We start from the raw sequence: 15,495 nt of genomic DNA on the forward strand, positions 1-15,495 counted from the left end.
CCGGCGGCCACGGCACATACCAAGTTAATTACGACTACGACCGATTCGTGACTGTCGTGTCGGGGAAATCGGCCCGGAGGGCGTTTCATTGGCGTACGGCGTGTGACGGCGTACGCCAGGATCGTTCCCGGGAGGTGCGATGGAGACCGGCGACCCGCGTAACTCCGTCCCGCCCGGGCGGACCGGGCCGTTCTACGGCTTCGTCGCCGCGATCGGCGCCGTCGCCGTGGTCGTCTCGGCCGGGCCGCTTGCCGCGCTGCCCGGCCGGCTCGCCGAACTGCCCGCCGCGTTCTGGACCATGGCGGCGCTCGCGGTGGCCTGCGACGCCCGCCCGTTCGTCCCGCCCGGCCGGCGGCAGACCTCGGCGGTCTTCCCGTCCACCTGCTTCACCTTCGCGATCCTGCTCGGTTGGGGCTTCGGTCCGGCGGTCGCCGTGCAGGCGGTGGCGGTGGCGGTCAGCGGCTGGCGCCTCGGGTACGCCCCCTGGCGCACCGGCTTCAACGCCGCGCAGTACGCGTGCGCGTTGGCCGCCGCGTACGCGGTCAGCCGTCTCGGCCCGGGTGAGCTGTTCGACGGCGGCCGGCTGCGCTGGACCGAGGTGGCCGCGGTAGGCGGTGCGACGGTGGCCTGGTTCGTGGTCAACTACGGTCTGGTCAGCTCCGCCGTCCGGCTGCGGTTCGGCGGCCGGTGGTGGCCGAACGTCCGCAGCGGGCTGGCCTACGAGCTGGTCTCCACCGGCTCGCTGCTGCTGCTCGCACCGGTGCTGGTGACCGCCGCCCGGGCCAGCGCGGCGCTGATCCCGCTGGTGCTGGTCCCGCTGTTCGCCGTCTACCGGATGGCCCGACTCTCCGACGAGCGGGAGGAACTCGCCGACGCGGACCCGCTCACCGGCCTGCCCAACCGCAAGGCGCTGCTCACCGAGGTGGCCGAGCAGGTGCACCTGCACGCCGAGCGGGCCGCCCGGGGGGAGCCGGACGCGCGCCTGGCGCTGCTGCTGCTCGACCTGGACCGGTTCAAGCACGTCAACGACGCGCTCGGGCACGCCGTCGGGGACCGCCTGCTGGTCGAGGTGAGTGCCCGGCTGACCGACGTGGTCGGTGGGCGTGACCTGGTGGCGCGGCTCGGCGGCGACGAGTTCGCCATCGTCGTACCCCGGCTCACCGACCTCGACCAGGCCCGCGAACGGGCCGACCGGGTGGTCGCCGCGCTCGCCGAGCCGGTGCCGCTGGACGGGCTGCCGCTGGACGTGGGCGGTTCGATCGGGATCGCGCTCTTCCCCGACCACGGGGAGGACTTCGCCACCCTGATGCGGCACGCCGACGTCGCCATGTACGACGCGAAGCACCGCAACGACACGGTGGCGGTCTATGCGCCGGAGTCCGACCACAACTCGGCCGAGCGGCTGAGTCTCCTGGCCGACCTGCGCCGGGTGCTGGAGTCGGAGCCGTCCGCGCCGGCCGACGCGGCGACGGGCGTACGCGGGAGCGACGGCGCGGCCCTGCCCGCTGGGCTGCCGGCGGCCCGCGATCCTCGACCGGCCGGTGATCCCTACCCGGCCGGCGGTGACGGCCGATCCGGCACCAGTTGGCGGCGGCGACCGCGGCGGCGGCGCGTCGAGGTCGAGGCGCGGCACGACGACGACCTGATCGAGCAGATCATCACCGGTGCCGACCCGGTGCGTCGCCGCACCGCCGCCGCGTCCGGGCGGCGGGGTGACGGCGTCCGGGCCGCCCCGGTCGCCGGGGACGTCGCCGGCCACGTGGCGGCCGCCGTGAGCGCCGGCGCGCCCGGCGTCATCGGGCCCACCGCCGACGGGACGGTCGTGGCCGCGCCACGGGAGCCGGCCGGCGACGCGGGCGAGATCACCATGTACTACCAGCCGCAGATCGCCATCGCGACGGGCGAGGTGGTCGGCGTGGAGGCGCTGCTGCGCTGGCGGCACCCCCGCCGGGGCATGGTCGACCCGGGCGAGCTGATTCAGGTCGCCGAGCAGAGCGCGGTCATGCGGCTGCTCACCCGCCGCGTGGTGGACGACGTGGTGCAGCAGCTCGCCAAGTGGTCGGCGGCCGGGCTGACGTTGCGCGCGGCGCTCAACGTCAGCGTCCGTGACCTGCACACCGGTGAGATCGCCGACCAGATCGCCGACCGGCTCACCAGGTACGGGGTGGCGCCGCAGCGGCTCCAGGTGGAGATCACCGAGGGCGCGCTGATGGCCGACCCCCGTCGGGTGCTGGCCAGCATCACCCAGCTGCACCGGATCGGCGTCGGCATCGCGCTCGACGACTTCGGCACCGGCTACTCCTCACTGCAACACCTGCGCCGGCTGCCGCTGTCCGAGGTGAAGGTGGACCGGTCGTTCGTGTTGGGGATGGCCGAGGATCCGGACGACGCGGCGATCGTCCGCTCGATGATCGAGCTGGCCGGCGCGCTGGGGTTGCGGGTGGTGGCCGAGGGGGTGGAGGACGAGCGGACCTGGCGGCTGCTGCACGCTGCCGGCTGCGACGTGGCGCAGGGCTGGTTCCACGCCCGGCCGATGCCGGCGGAGGACCTGGCCACGTGGCTGTCGCGCTACCGCCCGGTGCGTCCGGCGGAGACCGCGAGCCGGGGCGCGACGGTGGCGCAGGGGGAGTCGAAGGCGTCGTCGTGACGGCGGGACAATAGACTCGCTCCGGTCACCGCGCGTCATCGCTGCGCACGCGCGGCCGGCCCACCGCAGACGTCTCAGGACAGCCACGAAGGGGGCACCCGATGGCCGCCATCTCCCGCGAGGAGGTCGCGCACCTCGCGCGACTGTCGCGGCTCGCCGTCACCGAGGAGGAGCTGGACACCTTCGCCGGTCAGCTCGACGTGATCCTCCAGTCCGTCGCGCAGGTAGGCGAGGTCGCCGCGGGGGACATCCCGCCCACGTCGCACTCGGTGCCACTGACGAACGTGCTCCGCGAGGACGTGGTGCGGCCGGGCCTGACCCCCCAGGAGGCGCTGTCGGGCGCCCCCGACGCCGAGGAACAGCGGTTCCGCGTCCCGCGGATCCTGGACGAGGATGTGGCCTCATGACCGACCTGACCAAGCTCAACGCCGCGGACCTCGCCGGGCTGGTGGCCAGCGGCGAGACCTCCGCGGTCGAGGTCACCCAGGCGCACCTGGACCGGATCGCCGCCGTCGACGACCGGGTCCACGCGTTCCTGCACGTCGACACCGAGGGGGCGCTGGCCGCCGCGCGTGCCGTGGACGAGCGACGCGCCGCCGGCGCGGAACTGGGCCCGCTGGCCGGGGTGCCGGTCGCGGTGAAGGACGTGCTCACCACCAAGGGCGTGCCCACCACCGTCGGGTCGAAGATCCTGGAGGGCTGGCGTCCGCCGTACGACGCGACGATCGTCGAGCGGCTGCGCGCCGCCGGCACGGTGATGCTCGGCAAGACGAACATGGACGAGTTCGCGATGGGCTCCTCCACCGAATACTCGGCGTACGGCCCGACCCGCAACCCGTGGGACACCGACCGGATTCCGGGCGGCTCCGGCGGTGGCAGCGCGGCGGCGCTGGCCGCGTACGAGGCGCCGCTGTCGATCGGCTCGGACACCGGCGGCTCGATCCGCCAGCCCGGCGCGGTCACCGGCACGGTAGGCGCGAAGCCCACCTACGGCGGCACCTCCCGCTACGGCCTGGTCGCGTTCTCGTCGTCGCTGGACACGCCGGGCCCGTGTGCGCGTACCGTGCTCGACGCCGCGCTGCTGCACCAGGTCATTGCCGGCCACGACCCGCGTGACTCCACCTCGATCCCGGCCCCGGTGCCGGACGTGGTGGCCGCGGCGCGGCTCGGCGCCACCGGCGACCTGACCGGGGTGAAGCTGGGCCTGGTCACCGAGTTCACCGGTGAGGGGGCCGAGCCGGGCGTGCTGGCCGCGTTCCGCGAGGCGGCCGAGGCGTTGGCGAAGTTGGGCGCCGAGATCGTCGAGGTCTCCTGCCCGCACTTCTCCTACGCGCTGCCGGCCTACTACCTGATCGCGCCGAGCGAGTGCTCGTCCAACCTGGCCCGGTTCGACGGTGTCCGGTTCGGCCTGCGGGTCGGCGACGACGGCAACCGGTCGCTGGAGGAGGTCATGTCGCTGACCCGGGAGGCCGGCTTCGGCCCCGAGGTCAAGCGCCGGATCATGATCGGCACGTACGCCCTCTCGTCGGGCTACTACGACGCCTACTACGGGCAGGCGCAGAAGGTCCGCACGCTGATCACGCGCGACTTCACCAACGCGTTCGAGCGGGTCGACGCGCTGATCTCGCCGACCACGCCGTTCGTGGCGTTCCCGATCGGGGCGCGCACCTCCGACCCGTACCAGATGTACCTGGCCGACCTGTTCACCATCCCGACGAACCTGTACGGCGGCCCGGCCATCTCGGTGCCGTGCGGCCTGTCCGACGGCCTGCCGGTCGGTTTCCAGATCATGGCCCCGACGATGGCCGACGATCGGATGTACCGGGTCGCCGCCGCGCTGGAGGGCGCCGTCGGCACGCTCACCCCGCCGGCGTTGTGATCTCCCCGGGGCTCGGGCGGGGTGGCCGCCTGAGCCCCGGCCCACCCCACTCCGACCGCCGGCGCGGGCACGCCGAGGGCCACCGCCCCGACCACCGGCACGGCGCCGGTCGTCACCGGCCCCTGCTCATCGGTCCTTCCGCTCGCGACGCCCGGAACCGGTCAGCCAGCGCGCGACGAGGATTCCGATGAGCGCGCCGCCGGCGCCGGGGCCCTTGTCGAGCAGCAGAGCCCAGAAGCTCTCGGGGTCGTCGGAGAGGGACCACTGGACCGCGCTGACCGTCACCGCCATGACGAGGACGGCGACCATGCCCACCACCACCTGCCGAACGTGCGGGAAGAGTGGCGTCATCTGTGGTTCACCGCGTTCGCGCCGTGCCGACGAGCCGTCCCCCGTATTCGTCATGGTCGACACGTACCCCTGAGCCGGCTCGCCCATGCTGGCGTGGCGGGGCCCGGACGGCGATCTCGAAGCCCGGCAGCGGGGTGGCCGGGCCGGCCGATTAGGCTGGAACGGTTCTGTCCGGATCGCGCCTGGAGCTCAGATGACGACGACACTGCCCGCGTACGACGAGGTCGTGGCGCGCTACGAACCGGTGATCGGCCTGGAGACCCACGTCGAGCTGGGCACGAACACCAAGATGTGGTGCGGCTGCCCGACCGACTTCGGCGGCGAGCCGAACACCCGGGTCTGCCCGGTCTGCCTGGGCCTGCCCGGCTCGCTGCCGGTGGCCAACAAGGCGGCCATCGAGGCGACCATCCGGATCGGGCTGGCGCTGAACTGCTCGATCGCCGAATGGTGCCGGTTCGCCCGGAAGAACTACTTCTACCCGGACATGCCGAAGAACTTCCAGATCAGCCAGTACGACGAGCCGCTCTGCTTCGACGGCTACCTGGACGTCGAGGTCAACGGCGAGCTGGTGCGCATCGGCATCGAGCGGGTGCACCTGGAGGAGGACACCGGCAAGACGCTGCACGTGGGCGGCGCCACCGGCCGCATCCACGGCGCCACCGAGTCGCTCGTCGACTACAACCGGGCCGGCATCCCCCTGGTCGAGATCGTCACCAAGCCGGTCCCGGGCATCGGCGCGCTCGCGCCCGAGGTGGCCCGCGCGTACGTCGCCGAGCTGCGCGACGTGATCCGCTCGCTGGGCGTCTCCGACGTGCGGATGGAGGAGGGCTCGCTGCGCTGCGACGTCAACACCTCGCTGAACCTGCCGGGCGAGGAGTGGGGCACGCGGACGGAGACCAAGAACGTCAACTCGCTGCGCTCGGTGGAACGGGCGGTCCGCTCGGAGATGCTGCGTCAGGCGTCGGTGCTGGACGCGGGCGGCCGGATCACCCAGGAGACCCGGCACTTCCACGAGGACACCGGCGACACCACGTCGGGCCGGTCGAAGGAGACCGCCACCGACTACCGGTACTTCCCGGAGCCGGACCTGGTGCCGCTGGCCCCGGACACCGCGTGGGTGGCCGAGCTGAAGGCCGCCCTGCCGGAGCTGCCGCGGCTGCGCCGCAAGCGGATCCAGCAGGACTGGGGCCTGTCCGACCTGGACATGCAGTCGGTGGTCAACGCCGGTGCGGTCGAGCTGATCGAGGCGACCGTGGCCGCCGGCGCCACCCCCGCCGCGGCCCGCAAGTGGTGGCTGGGCGAGCTGTCCCGCCGCGCCAACGAGACCGGCGTGGACCTGGCCGCCGTGGGCGCCACCCCGGCGCAGGTCGCCGAGCTGCAGGGTCTGGTCGACGCGGGCAAGCTCAACGACAAGCTGGCCCGCGCGGTGCTGGAGGGCGTGGTGGCCGGCGAGGGCTCGCCCACCGAGATCATGGTCGGCCGCAACCTGGAGGTCGTGTCGGACACCGGCGCGCTCACCGCCGCCGTCGACGAGGCGATCGCCGCCAACCCGGACGTCGCCGACAAGGTTCGCAGCGGCAAGGTCGCGGCGGCCGGCGCGCTCGTCGGCGCGGTCATGAAGACCACCCGCGGGCAGGCGGACGCCAAGACCGTCCGCGAGCTGATCCTGTCGCGCCTCGGCGCCTGACGTGTGAGGAAGGGCCCCTTCTTAACGCCTGGTGCATGGGAAGGGGCCCTTCCTAACGCCTCGCCACCCCCGCAGAGGGCGTCAACGGCGACGCCCGGATGGAGTCACCGTGAACCAGCACGACCTCGACATCCTCGACGAGATCCAGCGCCGGGTGCTCTGGCTCGCCACCCGCATCGTCGACGCGGCCAACCACGACCGGGACACCGGCGACGGGGTGAAGGTCGGCGGCCACCAGGCATCAAGCGCCTCGCTTGTCACCGCGATGACCGCGCTCTGGTTCGCCCACCTGGACGCCGAGGACCGGGTCGCGGTCAAGCCGCACGCCTCCCCGGTGTTCCACGCCGTCCAGTACCTGCTGGGCAACCTGGACCGGTCGTACCTGCCGAAGCTGCGGGCGCGCGGCGGCCTCCAGTCGTACCCGTCGCGCACCAAGGACCCGGACGCGGTGGACTTCTCCACCGGCTCGGTCGGCCTGGGCGCCGCCGCGCCGCTGTTCGCCGCCGTCACCCGCCGCTACGTCGACGCGCACTTCGGGGCCCGGCCGCACTCCCGGTTCGTGGCGCTCATCGGCGACGCCGAGCTGGACGAGGGCAACATCTGGGAGGCGGTCGCCGACCCGGCCACCACCGGGCTGGGCAACGTGATGTGGCTCGTCGACTTCAACCGGCAGTCGCTGGACCGGGTAGTGCCGGGCATCCGGATCAACCAGTGGCGCGGCCAGTTCGAGGCCGCCGGCTGGCACGTCGTCGAGGTCAAGTACGGCCGCCGGCTGGCCGAGGCGTACGCCCGGCCGGGTGGCGCGGTGCTGCGCGACTGGATCGACCTGATGCCCAACGAGCAGTACCAGTCGCTGTTCGGGCTGGCCGGCCCGGCGTTGCGCTCGCGGTTCCTGGACGGCGCGCCGGACGAGGTGGCCGCGTTCGTCGCCGACATCCCCGACGACGAGCTGGGGCCCCTGGTCACCGACCTGGGCGGGCACGACCTGCAGGCGATGCTCGACGCGTACGCCCAGTGCGACGCGGTCACCGACCGGCCGAGCGTGGTCTTCGCGTACACGGTCAAGGGCTGGGGCCTGCCGATCGCCGGCAACCCGCGTAACCACTCGGCGTTGCTGACCACCGACCAGGTCGACGTGCTGCGCGCCGCGCAGGGACTGACCGCGGAAACCGAGTGGGACCGCCTCGACCCGGCTTCCCCGGCCGGCATCCGGGTCGGTGAGCGCCGGGAGGCGCTGTCCCGCCCACCGCGCGAGCGGGCGCTGGGCGTCACCGTCCCGGAGACCACCCGGGTACGCGTGAACAAGCCGGTCTCCACCCAGGAGGTCTTCGGCCGGGTGCTCGTCGACCTGGCCCGCGACCCGCAGGTGGCGCCCTACCTGGTGACCACCGCGCCGGACGTGGCCACCTCGACGAACCTGGCCGGGTTCATCAACAAGACGGGCGTCTTCGCCCCCACCGAGCAGCGTTCCTGGACCGAGGACCGGATGCTGCGCTGGACGGAAAGCCCGGCCGGGCAGCACATCGAGCTGGGCATCTCGGAGATGAACCTGTTCCTGCTGCTGGGTCAGCTCGGCCTGGCGTGGGACCTGTCCGGCCAGCCGCTGCTGCCGGTCGGCACGGTCTACGACCCGTTCGTGCTGCGCGGCCTGGACGCGTTCCTCTACGGCACCTACTCCGGTTCCCGCTTCGTGGTGGCCGGCACCCCGTCCGGCATCACCCTGGCCCCCGAGGGTGGCGCCCACCAGTCCACCATCACCGCGTCCGTCGGCCTGGAACTGCCCGGGGTGACGTTCCTGGAACCCGCGTACGCCGGCAGCCTCGACTGGCTGCTCTGTGACGCGCTGGGGCAGATCGCCGCCGGGGCTCTCCCGCCTGCCACCGCCGCCCCGGCCGAGGACGGGGCGTACTACTTCCGGCTCAGCACCCGCCCGGTCGACCAGGCCCCGTTCGAGGCGGCCCGGGCGCGACTCGGCGACGCGGTGCTGCGCCGGCAGGTGGTGGCCGGCGCGTACCGGCTCGTGGACGCGCACCAGGCGTACCCGGATCTGGCCGACGCCCCGGTCGTGCAGCTCGCGGCCTCCGGCGCGGTGCTTCCGGAGGTCCTGGCCGCCGCCGCGGAGCTGGCGGAGGAGGGCGTCGCGGCGCACGTCATCGACGTGACGAGCCTCGACCGGCTGTACCGGGCGTGGCAGCGGACGCTGCGTCAGGGCGTGCGGACCGCCACCGTGCCGAGCGTGCCCGGGGCGCTGCGGTCGGCGTTCGCCGACCGGGTGCCGGTGGTGACCGTGCACGACGCGGCCTCGCACGCGATGGCCTGGCTCGGCTCGGCGGTCGGCGCCCCGGCGGTGCCGCTCGGGGTGGACGAGTTCGGCCAGTCCGGCAGCGTCCGGGAGCTGTACGAGCTGCACGACCTGCTGCCGGGCAGCATCGTCAACGCCGCCCTGGCCGCGCTCGCCCTGCGCTGACCGCCGCCTGCGCTGACCGCCGCCTGCGCTGACCGCCGGCGCCGCCGACGGTCAGCCGGTGGTGGTGGGGCTCGGGCTGGTCGCGCCCGGCGACGGCGACTCCGACGGGCCGCGGGTGGGGGTGGGGGTGACCGGCACCTGGTCGCCCTGCGCGGGGTCGCGGATGATGTGCCGTTCCAGGTTGACCTGCGACTGCCCGGTCCCGCCCACGGTGATCTCGTCGTACGCCTGGAGCAGCTTCTGCTGGTCGAAGTAGAGCACCGTCATGGTGAGCGGGGTCGGTTTCTCACCCTCCAGACCGCGCAGCCCGGCCCCGCCGGTCGAGCCCTGCACCATCAGGGTGGTCGGCTGCTCGCCGGGCACCTGCGGCAGCTTCGAGACCTGGCGGGCGTGGGTGTGCCCGGACAGCACCAGCGGGCAGGCGCCGGACAGCGGCCCGGCCGACGCGGGGTCGTGCACCAGCGCGAGGTCCACCTTCCGCGGCGACTTGCGCACCGTACCGGCGAGCTGCTCGCCGGCACCGATCATCTGGTCGGCCACCGGGGCGGTGAGGCCGCTGCCGGCCGGGGACGTCTCCTTGTCCGGCGTGAACCGGGGATCACCGACACCGGCGATGGTCAGCCCACCCACCGTGGTGATCGAGTTGTTCAACACGATCGCGTTCGGCTGCTCTGCCACCGCGGCGGCCGTGCGCGGCGAGTCGTGGTTGCCGCGGATGAACACGTACGGCTTCTTGAGCAGGCCGATCGAGCCGACGAAGGACGCCTCGGGCTCGCTGCCCCAGTCGGTCATGTCACCGGTGTCGATCACCACGTCGATGCCGAACTGCTCGACCACCGTACGGATCAACTGCCAGCCGGTCGGGTTGAGGTGCATGTCCGAGACGTGCAGCACGCGCGTGGTGCCGGGTGACGGCTGCATCACCGGCAGCGCGGACACCGTGGTGTAGAGCTTGCTGACGTTGCCGACGAGCCGTTGCAGCTGCTCGGCGTACTTGGTGTAGTCGTTGGCGATCCGCCGGGCGTCACCCACGATGGCGGGCGCGTTGACCAGCAGGCCCTCGTACCGGGGTTCCTCGATCGACTGTGGTCGCAGCGTGGCGGCGCCCAGGCCGAGGCTGCCGGCGGTGACGACGAGCGCCAGCCCACCCGCCCAGGCGGTGCGCCGGACGTCCCGGAAGACCAGTGCGGCCAGGATCAGCGTGGCCAGCACCGCCGAGGCGAGCGTGCGCAACCCGAGCCGCAGAATCCCGTCGCGGACGTCCTGCACCGCCGAGTGGCTGGCCCGGCTGATGCTGGCCGGGTCGCCGAGCAGGGCCTCCGTGCGCCCCTGGTCCAGCGCGCCCACCTCGACGGTCAGGTAGGCCGGCCCGTCGTGGCTGTCCAGCAGCAGCGCGCCCAGCGGCGGGATGTCGACGGTGGTGCCGCCGTCCAGCGACGGGCTGAGCTTCAACTCGGCGCGGAACGGGCCGATGTCGGTGGCGATGTGGCCACCGGCGTACGTGCCCGCCGCGATGCCGCCGAGGGTGACGGTGAGCAGGGCCAGCGCGGCGCCCAACCGGCGCAGCCAGGGGCCCGGCCGCCACGCCGTCCAGCGGCGGGCACGTCCGCTCGCCGGGGACGTGGCGTCTCCGGCGCGCGGCGATTCGTTCTCCTGGCCGTCCATGCTGAGATCCTGACCTGCCCCTTGCGCGATCTTGACAAACCCGCTGGCGACGGATCAGCTCCGACCGGCTCCGCCGTCGGCGAACACCAGCCGCAGGAGCCGATCGTCCTCGGCGGCCGGCCGGCCCCGGCCGTCCCGGTTGGAGGTGCTGACCCAGAGTGAGCCGTCCGGGGCCACCGCGGCGGCCCGAAGTCGACCGTACCGGCCGGTGAGCAGGTCGCGCGGCTGACCGAGGACAGTTCCGGTGCCGGTCAGCTCGACCAGCCAGAGACGTTGCCCACGCAGGCAGGCGGCGGCCAGGACCCGCTGTACCGCGGCCAGCCCGGAGCAGGACGCGTCGCCGGTGGGCCACTGGGCGATCGGGTTGACGTAGCGCCTGTCGTCGCCGCGCCCCTCGACCGTGGGCCAGCCGTAGTTGCCGCCCTTGGTGATCTGGTTGATCTCGTCCCAGGTGTTCTGGCCGAACTCCACCGCGTACATCCGCTTGTCCGACGTCCAGGCGAAGCCCTGTACGTTGCGGTGCCCGCTCGACCAGACCGGCGAACCGGCGGTCGGGTTGCCCGGCGCCGGCTTGCCGTCGGCGGTGACCCGGAGGATCTTGCCGCCGAGGCTCTTGGCGTTCTGCGCGTTCTCGGTGCGGCCGGCGTCCCCGGTGCTGACGTAGAGGAAACCGTCCGGCCCGAAGCCCAACCCGCCGCCGTTGTGGTTGCCGGCCTTCGGGATGCCGGTGAGGATCGGCGTGGGTGGCTGCCCGAGCTGCATCTTCGCGACCCGGTTGTCGCCCTCGGCGGTGTGGTAGACGAAGATCGTGCGGTCCCGCGCGTACGTCGGGGACACCGCGATGCCCAGCAGCCCGCCCTCCCCGCCAGCGGCGACGCCGGGGACGGTCTGCACCGGCCGCACGGTCAACCCGTCCGGGCCGGACTCCGGGCCCACCTGGAGGATGCGACCCTTGTCCCGCTCCGTGACCAGCGCGGTGCCGTCGGGCAGGAACGCGATGCCCCACGGCACCTCCAGCCCCTTCGCCAGCACCGTGGCCACCACCTGCTGACCGGCCCCGCCGGGGCTGGTCGTGCTCGACGGCGTGGGCAGGTTGGGCGGCTCGCCGGCCGGGTCCGGATCGGGCTCGCCGAGGGCGCAGCCGGCGGTGCCCAGCAGCAACGCCGCGCAGGACGCCGCCAGCGCCGTCCGGAGGCGGCCGGTTCGGGGGTACGCAAGACGCGGGCTCACCCGGCCCAGCCTAGCCGGGCGGTCCGGTGAACCGGGCGGGTCGAACGCCACGCCCCTCCCGGGCGACCCCGCACACGGCGCGCCGGGCGTGCCGGACGACGGCCGTGCGGCGGCTCAGGCGGCCCGTAGGGCGAGCAGGGCGACGTCGTCCTCGCGGCGGTCGGCGGCGGCGAGCAGCCGGTCGCACAGCAGGTTCAGCGGCACGCCGGGCCCGCCGTCGGTGATCTGCTGGAGCAGTTCCGCCTGCCCCTCGTCGATCGGCTGGTCCCGACGCTCGATCAACCCGTCGGTGTGCAGCAGCAGCGTGTCGCCGGGGGCGAGGAGAAGCGTCCGGCCGGTGCGCCGGGGCGGACGGGCCAGGCCGAGCAGCGGACCGCGTCCGGTCGCCACCGAGACGGTGCCGTCGACGCGGATCACAAGCGGTGGCGGATGGCCCGCGTTGCACCACGAGACGAGCAGGCCGTCGGCGGTCGGGCGTACCCGGGCCAGCACCGCGGTGGCGACCGTGGGTACCCGGAGCCCACCCATGGCCCGGTCGAGGTGGGCGACCAGCTTCTCCACCGGGTCGACCCGCCCGTACGCGTTGCCGCGTACCAGGTTGCGCAACTGGCCCATGGTGGCCGCCGCCTCGATGTCGTGACCGGCGACGTCCCCGATCGCGGCGACGAGTTCGCCGTCGGGCTGGACGAAGGCGTCGTACCAGTCGCCGCCCACCTCCACCCGGTCGGCGGCCGGCAGGTAGCGCGCGGCCAGCTCCATCCCCGGCACCGCTGGCAGCGTGGGCAGCATGCTGTGTTGCAGCACCTCGGCGACGTGCCGCTGCTCGCCGTAGAGCCGGCTGTTGCCGACCGCCTGGCCGGCCCGTACCCCGAGGTCCTGCGCGGTGCGCAGGTCGCTGTCGTCGAAGCCGCGTCGGCCGGGCCGGTTGACGAGCGTGACCGCGCCGATGACCCGGCCCCCGGCGGCGGTGATCGGCACGGTCAGGTGGGAGCCGACGCCGAGCCGTTCGGCAAGCGACACCAGTTCCGGTTCCGTGGTGCCACGGGCCACGTCGTCGAGGTCGGCGGCGCCGCGCATCACCGGCCGCCCGGTCCGCAGCACCGCCCGGATCTGTGACGCCGGGCCGAGGTTGGTGGTCAGCAGCAGGGCGAAACGGGCGAGGTCGCTGCCGCGGTCGGTGTCGCGGTGCACGCCTGTGACGCTGCGCGGCCGGCCGGCCGGGTCGACGAGCGTGATCAGGCACCAGTCGGCGAGCAGTGGCACCATGGCGTGCGCGAGCCGGTCGACCGCGGTGGCCACGTCGAGCGTGCCGCCGAGCATCTCGCTCATCCCGGCCAGCATGGCGAGCCGGTCGTGCGCCTCCTCGGCCCGCCGGCGGGCCCCCTCCGCGCCGCGCAGGGCGATCCGCAGCCGCAGCTCCGAGGAGCAGGCGGCGGCCAGGTCGGCGAGCGTCCGCATCTGCTCCCCGGTCCAGGCGCGCGGTTTGCTGTCGATGGCGCAGAGCGAGCCGAGCACCCGGCCGTCGAGGTCGGTCAGCGGCATCCCGGCGTACGCCACGACGCCCAGGTCCTTGATGGCCAGGTTGAGTCGGACCCGGGGGTAGAGGCGGGCGTCGGGCAGCACCAGCGGCATCTCGATGTCGACCACGTGCTGGCAGAGCGAGTGGCTCAGCGGGGTCTGGCGGCGGTCCGCCCACGGCTCGGGCAACCCGGCCGCGCCGGGAAAGAACTGGCGGTCGGCGTCGACGAGCGAGACCAGCGCGACCGGCACGTCGAGCAGGTCGCCGACAAGCCGCGCGAACCTGTCGAAGGACTCGTCGGCGACGGCGTCGAGGTCGGTCTCGGCGAGGGATCGCAACCGATCGCGGTCGGAGAGCGCCGGAATCGGCACGGTAGCCCGGGCCGGGCCGTCCTCGCTCATCGCCACCGTCCCCAGCAACCGGAACGCCGGCCGGCGTCCGCTTCGGTTATACCCTGCCGTGCGCGCGTGTCACCGGTGGCGGGCATTCGTCACGACCCACGCCGCGCCGCGGAGTCCGGGCGGATATCGTCGGCGATCGTGAAGGTATGGATTCCGCACTCCGAGGGCCACCGGTTGATCGGCGAGCTGCCGCCCGGCGTCACCGTGGAGGTGCTGGAGGACCCGGACCGGCTTCCGTCGTCCCCGGCCGGGGTGCGGTTCTGGGTGCCGCCGTTCCTGTCCGGGCCGGCGGTCGGGGCGCTCCTGCCCGAGCTGCCCGACGTCGAGGTGGTGCAACTGCTGTCCGCCGGGGCGGACGCCTGGGCGGGTCGGATCCCGGATGGTGTGACGTTGTGCGACGCCCGGGGCGTGCACGACTCGCCGACCGCCGAGTGGGTGGTCGCGGCGATCCTGTCCGCGCTGCGGGGGTTCGCGCCGCTGGCCCGTGCCCAGGCGCGGCACGAGTGGGCGTACGACGAGGTGGCCCCGACCGACGAGCTGGCCGGTAAGCGGGTGCTGGTCGTCGGCGCCGGTTCGATCGGCGCCGCGGTCCGGGCCCGGCTCACCCCGTTCGAGGTGGACTTCACCCTGGTCGCCCGTACGCCCCGGCCGGGCGAGGGCGTGCACGGCGTGGACGAGTTGCCGGCCCTGCTGCCCGACGCGGACGTGGTGGTGCTGCTGGTGCCGTTGACCGACCGGACCCGCGGGCTGGTGGACGGCCGGTTCCTCGCCGCCATGGCGGACGGCGCGCTGCTGGTCAACGCCGCGCGGGGGCCGGTGGTCGACACTTCGGCGCTGGTTGCCGAACTCGCCTCGGGGCGGCTGCGGGCGGCGGTGGACGTCACCGACCCGGAGCCGCTGCCCGCCGACCATCCCCTGTGGGACCTGCCGAACGTGCTGCTCACCCCGCACGTCGCCGGCTCGGTACGCGGCCTGCTGCCGCGGGCGTACCGGCTGGTGGGGGAGCAGCTACGCCGGTACGCGACCGGGGAGGAGCTGGCGAACCGGGTGGTCGACGGCTACTGATCGGACTGCTCCTGGTGGGTGCGGTCGGGCAGGTCCTGCCCGGTGGCGGAGATCAGCGTGGGCAGGTCGGCGGCGCGTACCGCCGGCAGCACCACCACCTGGCCGTCGTCGAGTCGGGCGACGGCGCGGCCGCGGGAGTCGCCGGCCAGCTCGGCGACCCGCGTCCAGGGCACCCGCTGCTGGCCCAGGAGGGCGCGCAGGCGCAGCTCGCGGGCGTCGGCGTCGGTGCCCGCACGCCACGCCCAGATCGCGATGGCGAGCGGGACGAGCAGCACCCACAGCAGCCACCAGCGGGCGGTCGCCAGCGGCAGCGCGCCGATGAGGGCGACGATCGCGGCGACCAGGATGGCCTGGTTGTGGCGGAAGCGGACGGTGTCGGTGCGGCTCACCCCCCGATGATTCCACCTGGCCGGCTCCGCCTCCCCGGCGGGCGTCCCGATCGCCGGATCGGCGGAACTCGGTGCCGGGCTGTGATGCATGTCACTAGCTTGCTGACGTCACCGTGTGCGTCCGGGATCGTTGCTAGGCGTATCCGCATCGGTCTCCGACGATGCGGTCCGACCGCTGTTCCGCCGCACGCCGTA

11 protein-coding genes are annotated in these 15,495 nt (G+C 73.8%); 6 read left to right on the forward strand and 5 right to left on the reverse strand.

The genetic code is table 11. The annotated features are described in order from the left end of the window. Positions 1-139: 139 nt before the first annotated feature. The 3 genes from ACLQ2X_RS21485 to gatA all read left to right on the forward strand — a co-directional run bounded on the left by ACLQ2X_RS21485 (position 140) and on the right by gatA (position 4,526). Positions 140-2,647, forward strand: coding sequence for a putative bifunctional diguanylate cyclase/phosphodiesterase (locus tag ACLQ2X_RS21485; protein ID WP_425682870.1), 2,508 nt, complete (start codon positions 140-142; stop codon positions 2,645-2,647). A gap of 101 nt (positions 2,648-2,748) precedes the next feature. Then, positions 2,749-3,054 carry an Asp-tRNA(Asn)/Glu-tRNA(Gln) amidotransferase subunit GatC gene (gene gatC / locus ACLQ2X_RS21490; RefSeq protein ID WP_425682871.1) on the forward strand — a complete coding sequence of 102 codons (306 nt, stop codon included), beginning with the start codon at positions 2,749-2,751 and terminating at the stop codon, positions 3,052-3,054. Further along, positions 3,051-4,526, forward strand: a complete 1,476-nt coding sequence (gene gatA / locus ACLQ2X_RS21495; RefSeq protein WP_425682872.1) for an Asp-tRNA(Asn)/Glu-tRNA(Gln) amidotransferase subunit GatA — start codon at positions 3,051-3,053, stop codon at positions 4,524-4,526. The genes gatC and gatA overlap by 4 nt, the downstream gene beginning before the upstream one ends. Positions 4,527-4,652: 126 nt before the next feature. Here the strand turns inward: gatA and ACLQ2X_RS21500 are convergent, their stop codons facing one another. After that, positions 4,653-4,877, reverse strand: coding sequence for a hypothetical protein (locus tag ACLQ2X_RS21500; RefSeq protein WP_425682873.1), 225 nt, complete (start codon positions 4,875-4,877; stop codon positions 4,653-4,655). A gap of 193 nt (positions 4,878-5,070) precedes the next feature. Between ACLQ2X_RS21500 and gatB the strand changes: the two genes are divergently transcribed. Both gatB and ACLQ2X_RS21510 read left to right on the forward strand, forming a co-directional pair. Continuing rightward, positions 5,071-6,564, forward strand: coding sequence for an Asp-tRNA(Asn)/Glu-tRNA(Gln) amidotransferase subunit GatB (gatB, locus tag ACLQ2X_RS21505; RefSeq protein ID WP_425682874.1), 1,494 nt, complete (start codon positions 5,071-5,073; stop codon positions 6,562-6,564). A gap of 109 nt (positions 6,565-6,673) precedes the next feature. Then, positions 6,674-9,031 carry a transketolase-like TK C-terminal-containing protein gene (locus tag ACLQ2X_RS21510; RefSeq protein WP_425682875.1) on the forward strand — a complete coding sequence of 786 codons (2,358 nt, stop codon included), beginning with the start codon at positions 6,674-6,676 and terminating at the stop codon, positions 9,029-9,031. A gap of 51 nt (positions 9,032-9,082) precedes the next feature. Here ACLQ2X_RS21510 and ACLQ2X_RS21515 read toward each other — a convergent pair whose 3' ends face one another. The 3 genes from ACLQ2X_RS21515 to ACLQ2X_RS21525 form a co-directional block, all read right to left on the reverse strand. Next, positions 9,083-10,696 (reverse strand): metallophosphoesterase family protein, encoded by a 1,614-nt coding sequence (locus ACLQ2X_RS21515; RefSeq protein WP_425682876.1) that lies wholly within the window; start codon positions 10,694-10,696, stop codon positions 9,083-9,085. Between the two features lie 54 nt (positions 10,697-10,750). Continuing rightward, positions 10,751-11,926, reverse strand: coding sequence for a PQQ-dependent sugar dehydrogenase (locus tag ACLQ2X_RS21520; protein ID WP_425682877.1), 1,176 nt, complete (start codon positions 11,924-11,926; stop codon positions 10,751-10,753). Between the two features lie 114 nt (positions 11,927-12,040). Continuing rightward, positions 12,041-13,846 (reverse strand): SpoIIE family protein phosphatase, encoded by a 1,806-nt coding sequence (locus ACLQ2X_RS21525; protein ID WP_425682878.1) that lies wholly within the window; start codon positions 13,844-13,846, stop codon positions 12,041-12,043. 138 nt (positions 13,847-13,984) lie between these two features. Here ACLQ2X_RS21525 and ACLQ2X_RS21530 point away from each other — a divergent pair, with 138 nt between their 5' ends. Beyond that, positions 13,985-14,911: a 2-hydroxyacid dehydrogenase gene (locus tag ACLQ2X_RS21530; protein ID WP_425682879.1), complete on the forward strand. Its 927-nt coding sequence runs from the start codon at positions 13,985-13,987 to the stop codon at positions 14,909-14,911. On the opposite strand, the gene ACLQ2X_RS21535 is transcribed toward ACLQ2X_RS21530, so the two are convergent. Next, a complete protein-coding gene (locus tag ACLQ2X_RS21535) occupies positions 14,905-15,300 on the reverse strand; it encodes a PH domain-containing protein (RefSeq protein WP_425682880.1) in 396 nt (131 codons plus the stop codon). The two genes, ACLQ2X_RS21530 and ACLQ2X_RS21535, sit on opposite strands and share 7 nt — an antisense overlap. Between the last annotated feature and the right edge of the window lie 195 nt (positions 15,301-15,495).

Source organism: Micromonospora sp. DT31 (genome assembly GCF_049841795.1).
Lineage (GTDB): Bacteria > Actinomycetota > Actinomycetes > Mycobacteriales > Micromonosporaceae > Micromonospora.

Bases quoted from the DNA above. Each gene is read 5' to 3' on its own strand.
- ACLQ2X_RS21485 (WP_425682870.1), top strand. From the start codon at position 140: ATGGAGACCGGCGACCCGCGTAACTCCGTCCCGCCCGGGCGGACCGGG.
- gatC (WP_425682871.1), top strand. From the start codon at position 2,749: ATGGCCGCCATCTCCCGCGAGGAGGTCGCGCACCTCGCGCGACTGTCG.
- gatA (WP_425682872.1), top strand. From the start codon at position 3,051: ATGACCGACCTGACCAAGCTCAACGCCGCGGACCTCGCCGGGCTGGTG.
- ACLQ2X_RS21500 (WP_425682873.1), bottom strand. From the start codon at position 4,877: ATGACGCCACTCTTCCCGCACGTTCGGCAGGTGGTGGTGGGCATGGTC.
- gatB (WP_425682874.1), top strand. From the start codon at position 5,071: ATGACGACGACACTGCCCGCGTACGACGAGGTCGTGGCGCGCTACGAA.
- ACLQ2X_RS21515 (WP_425682876.1), bottom strand. From the start codon at position 10,696: ATGGACGGCCAGGAGAACGAATCGCCGCGCGCCGGAGACGCCACGTCC.
- ACLQ2X_RS21525 (WP_425682878.1), bottom strand. From the start codon at position 13,846: ATGAGCGAGGACGGCCCGGCCCGGGCTACCGTGCCGATTCCGGCGCTC.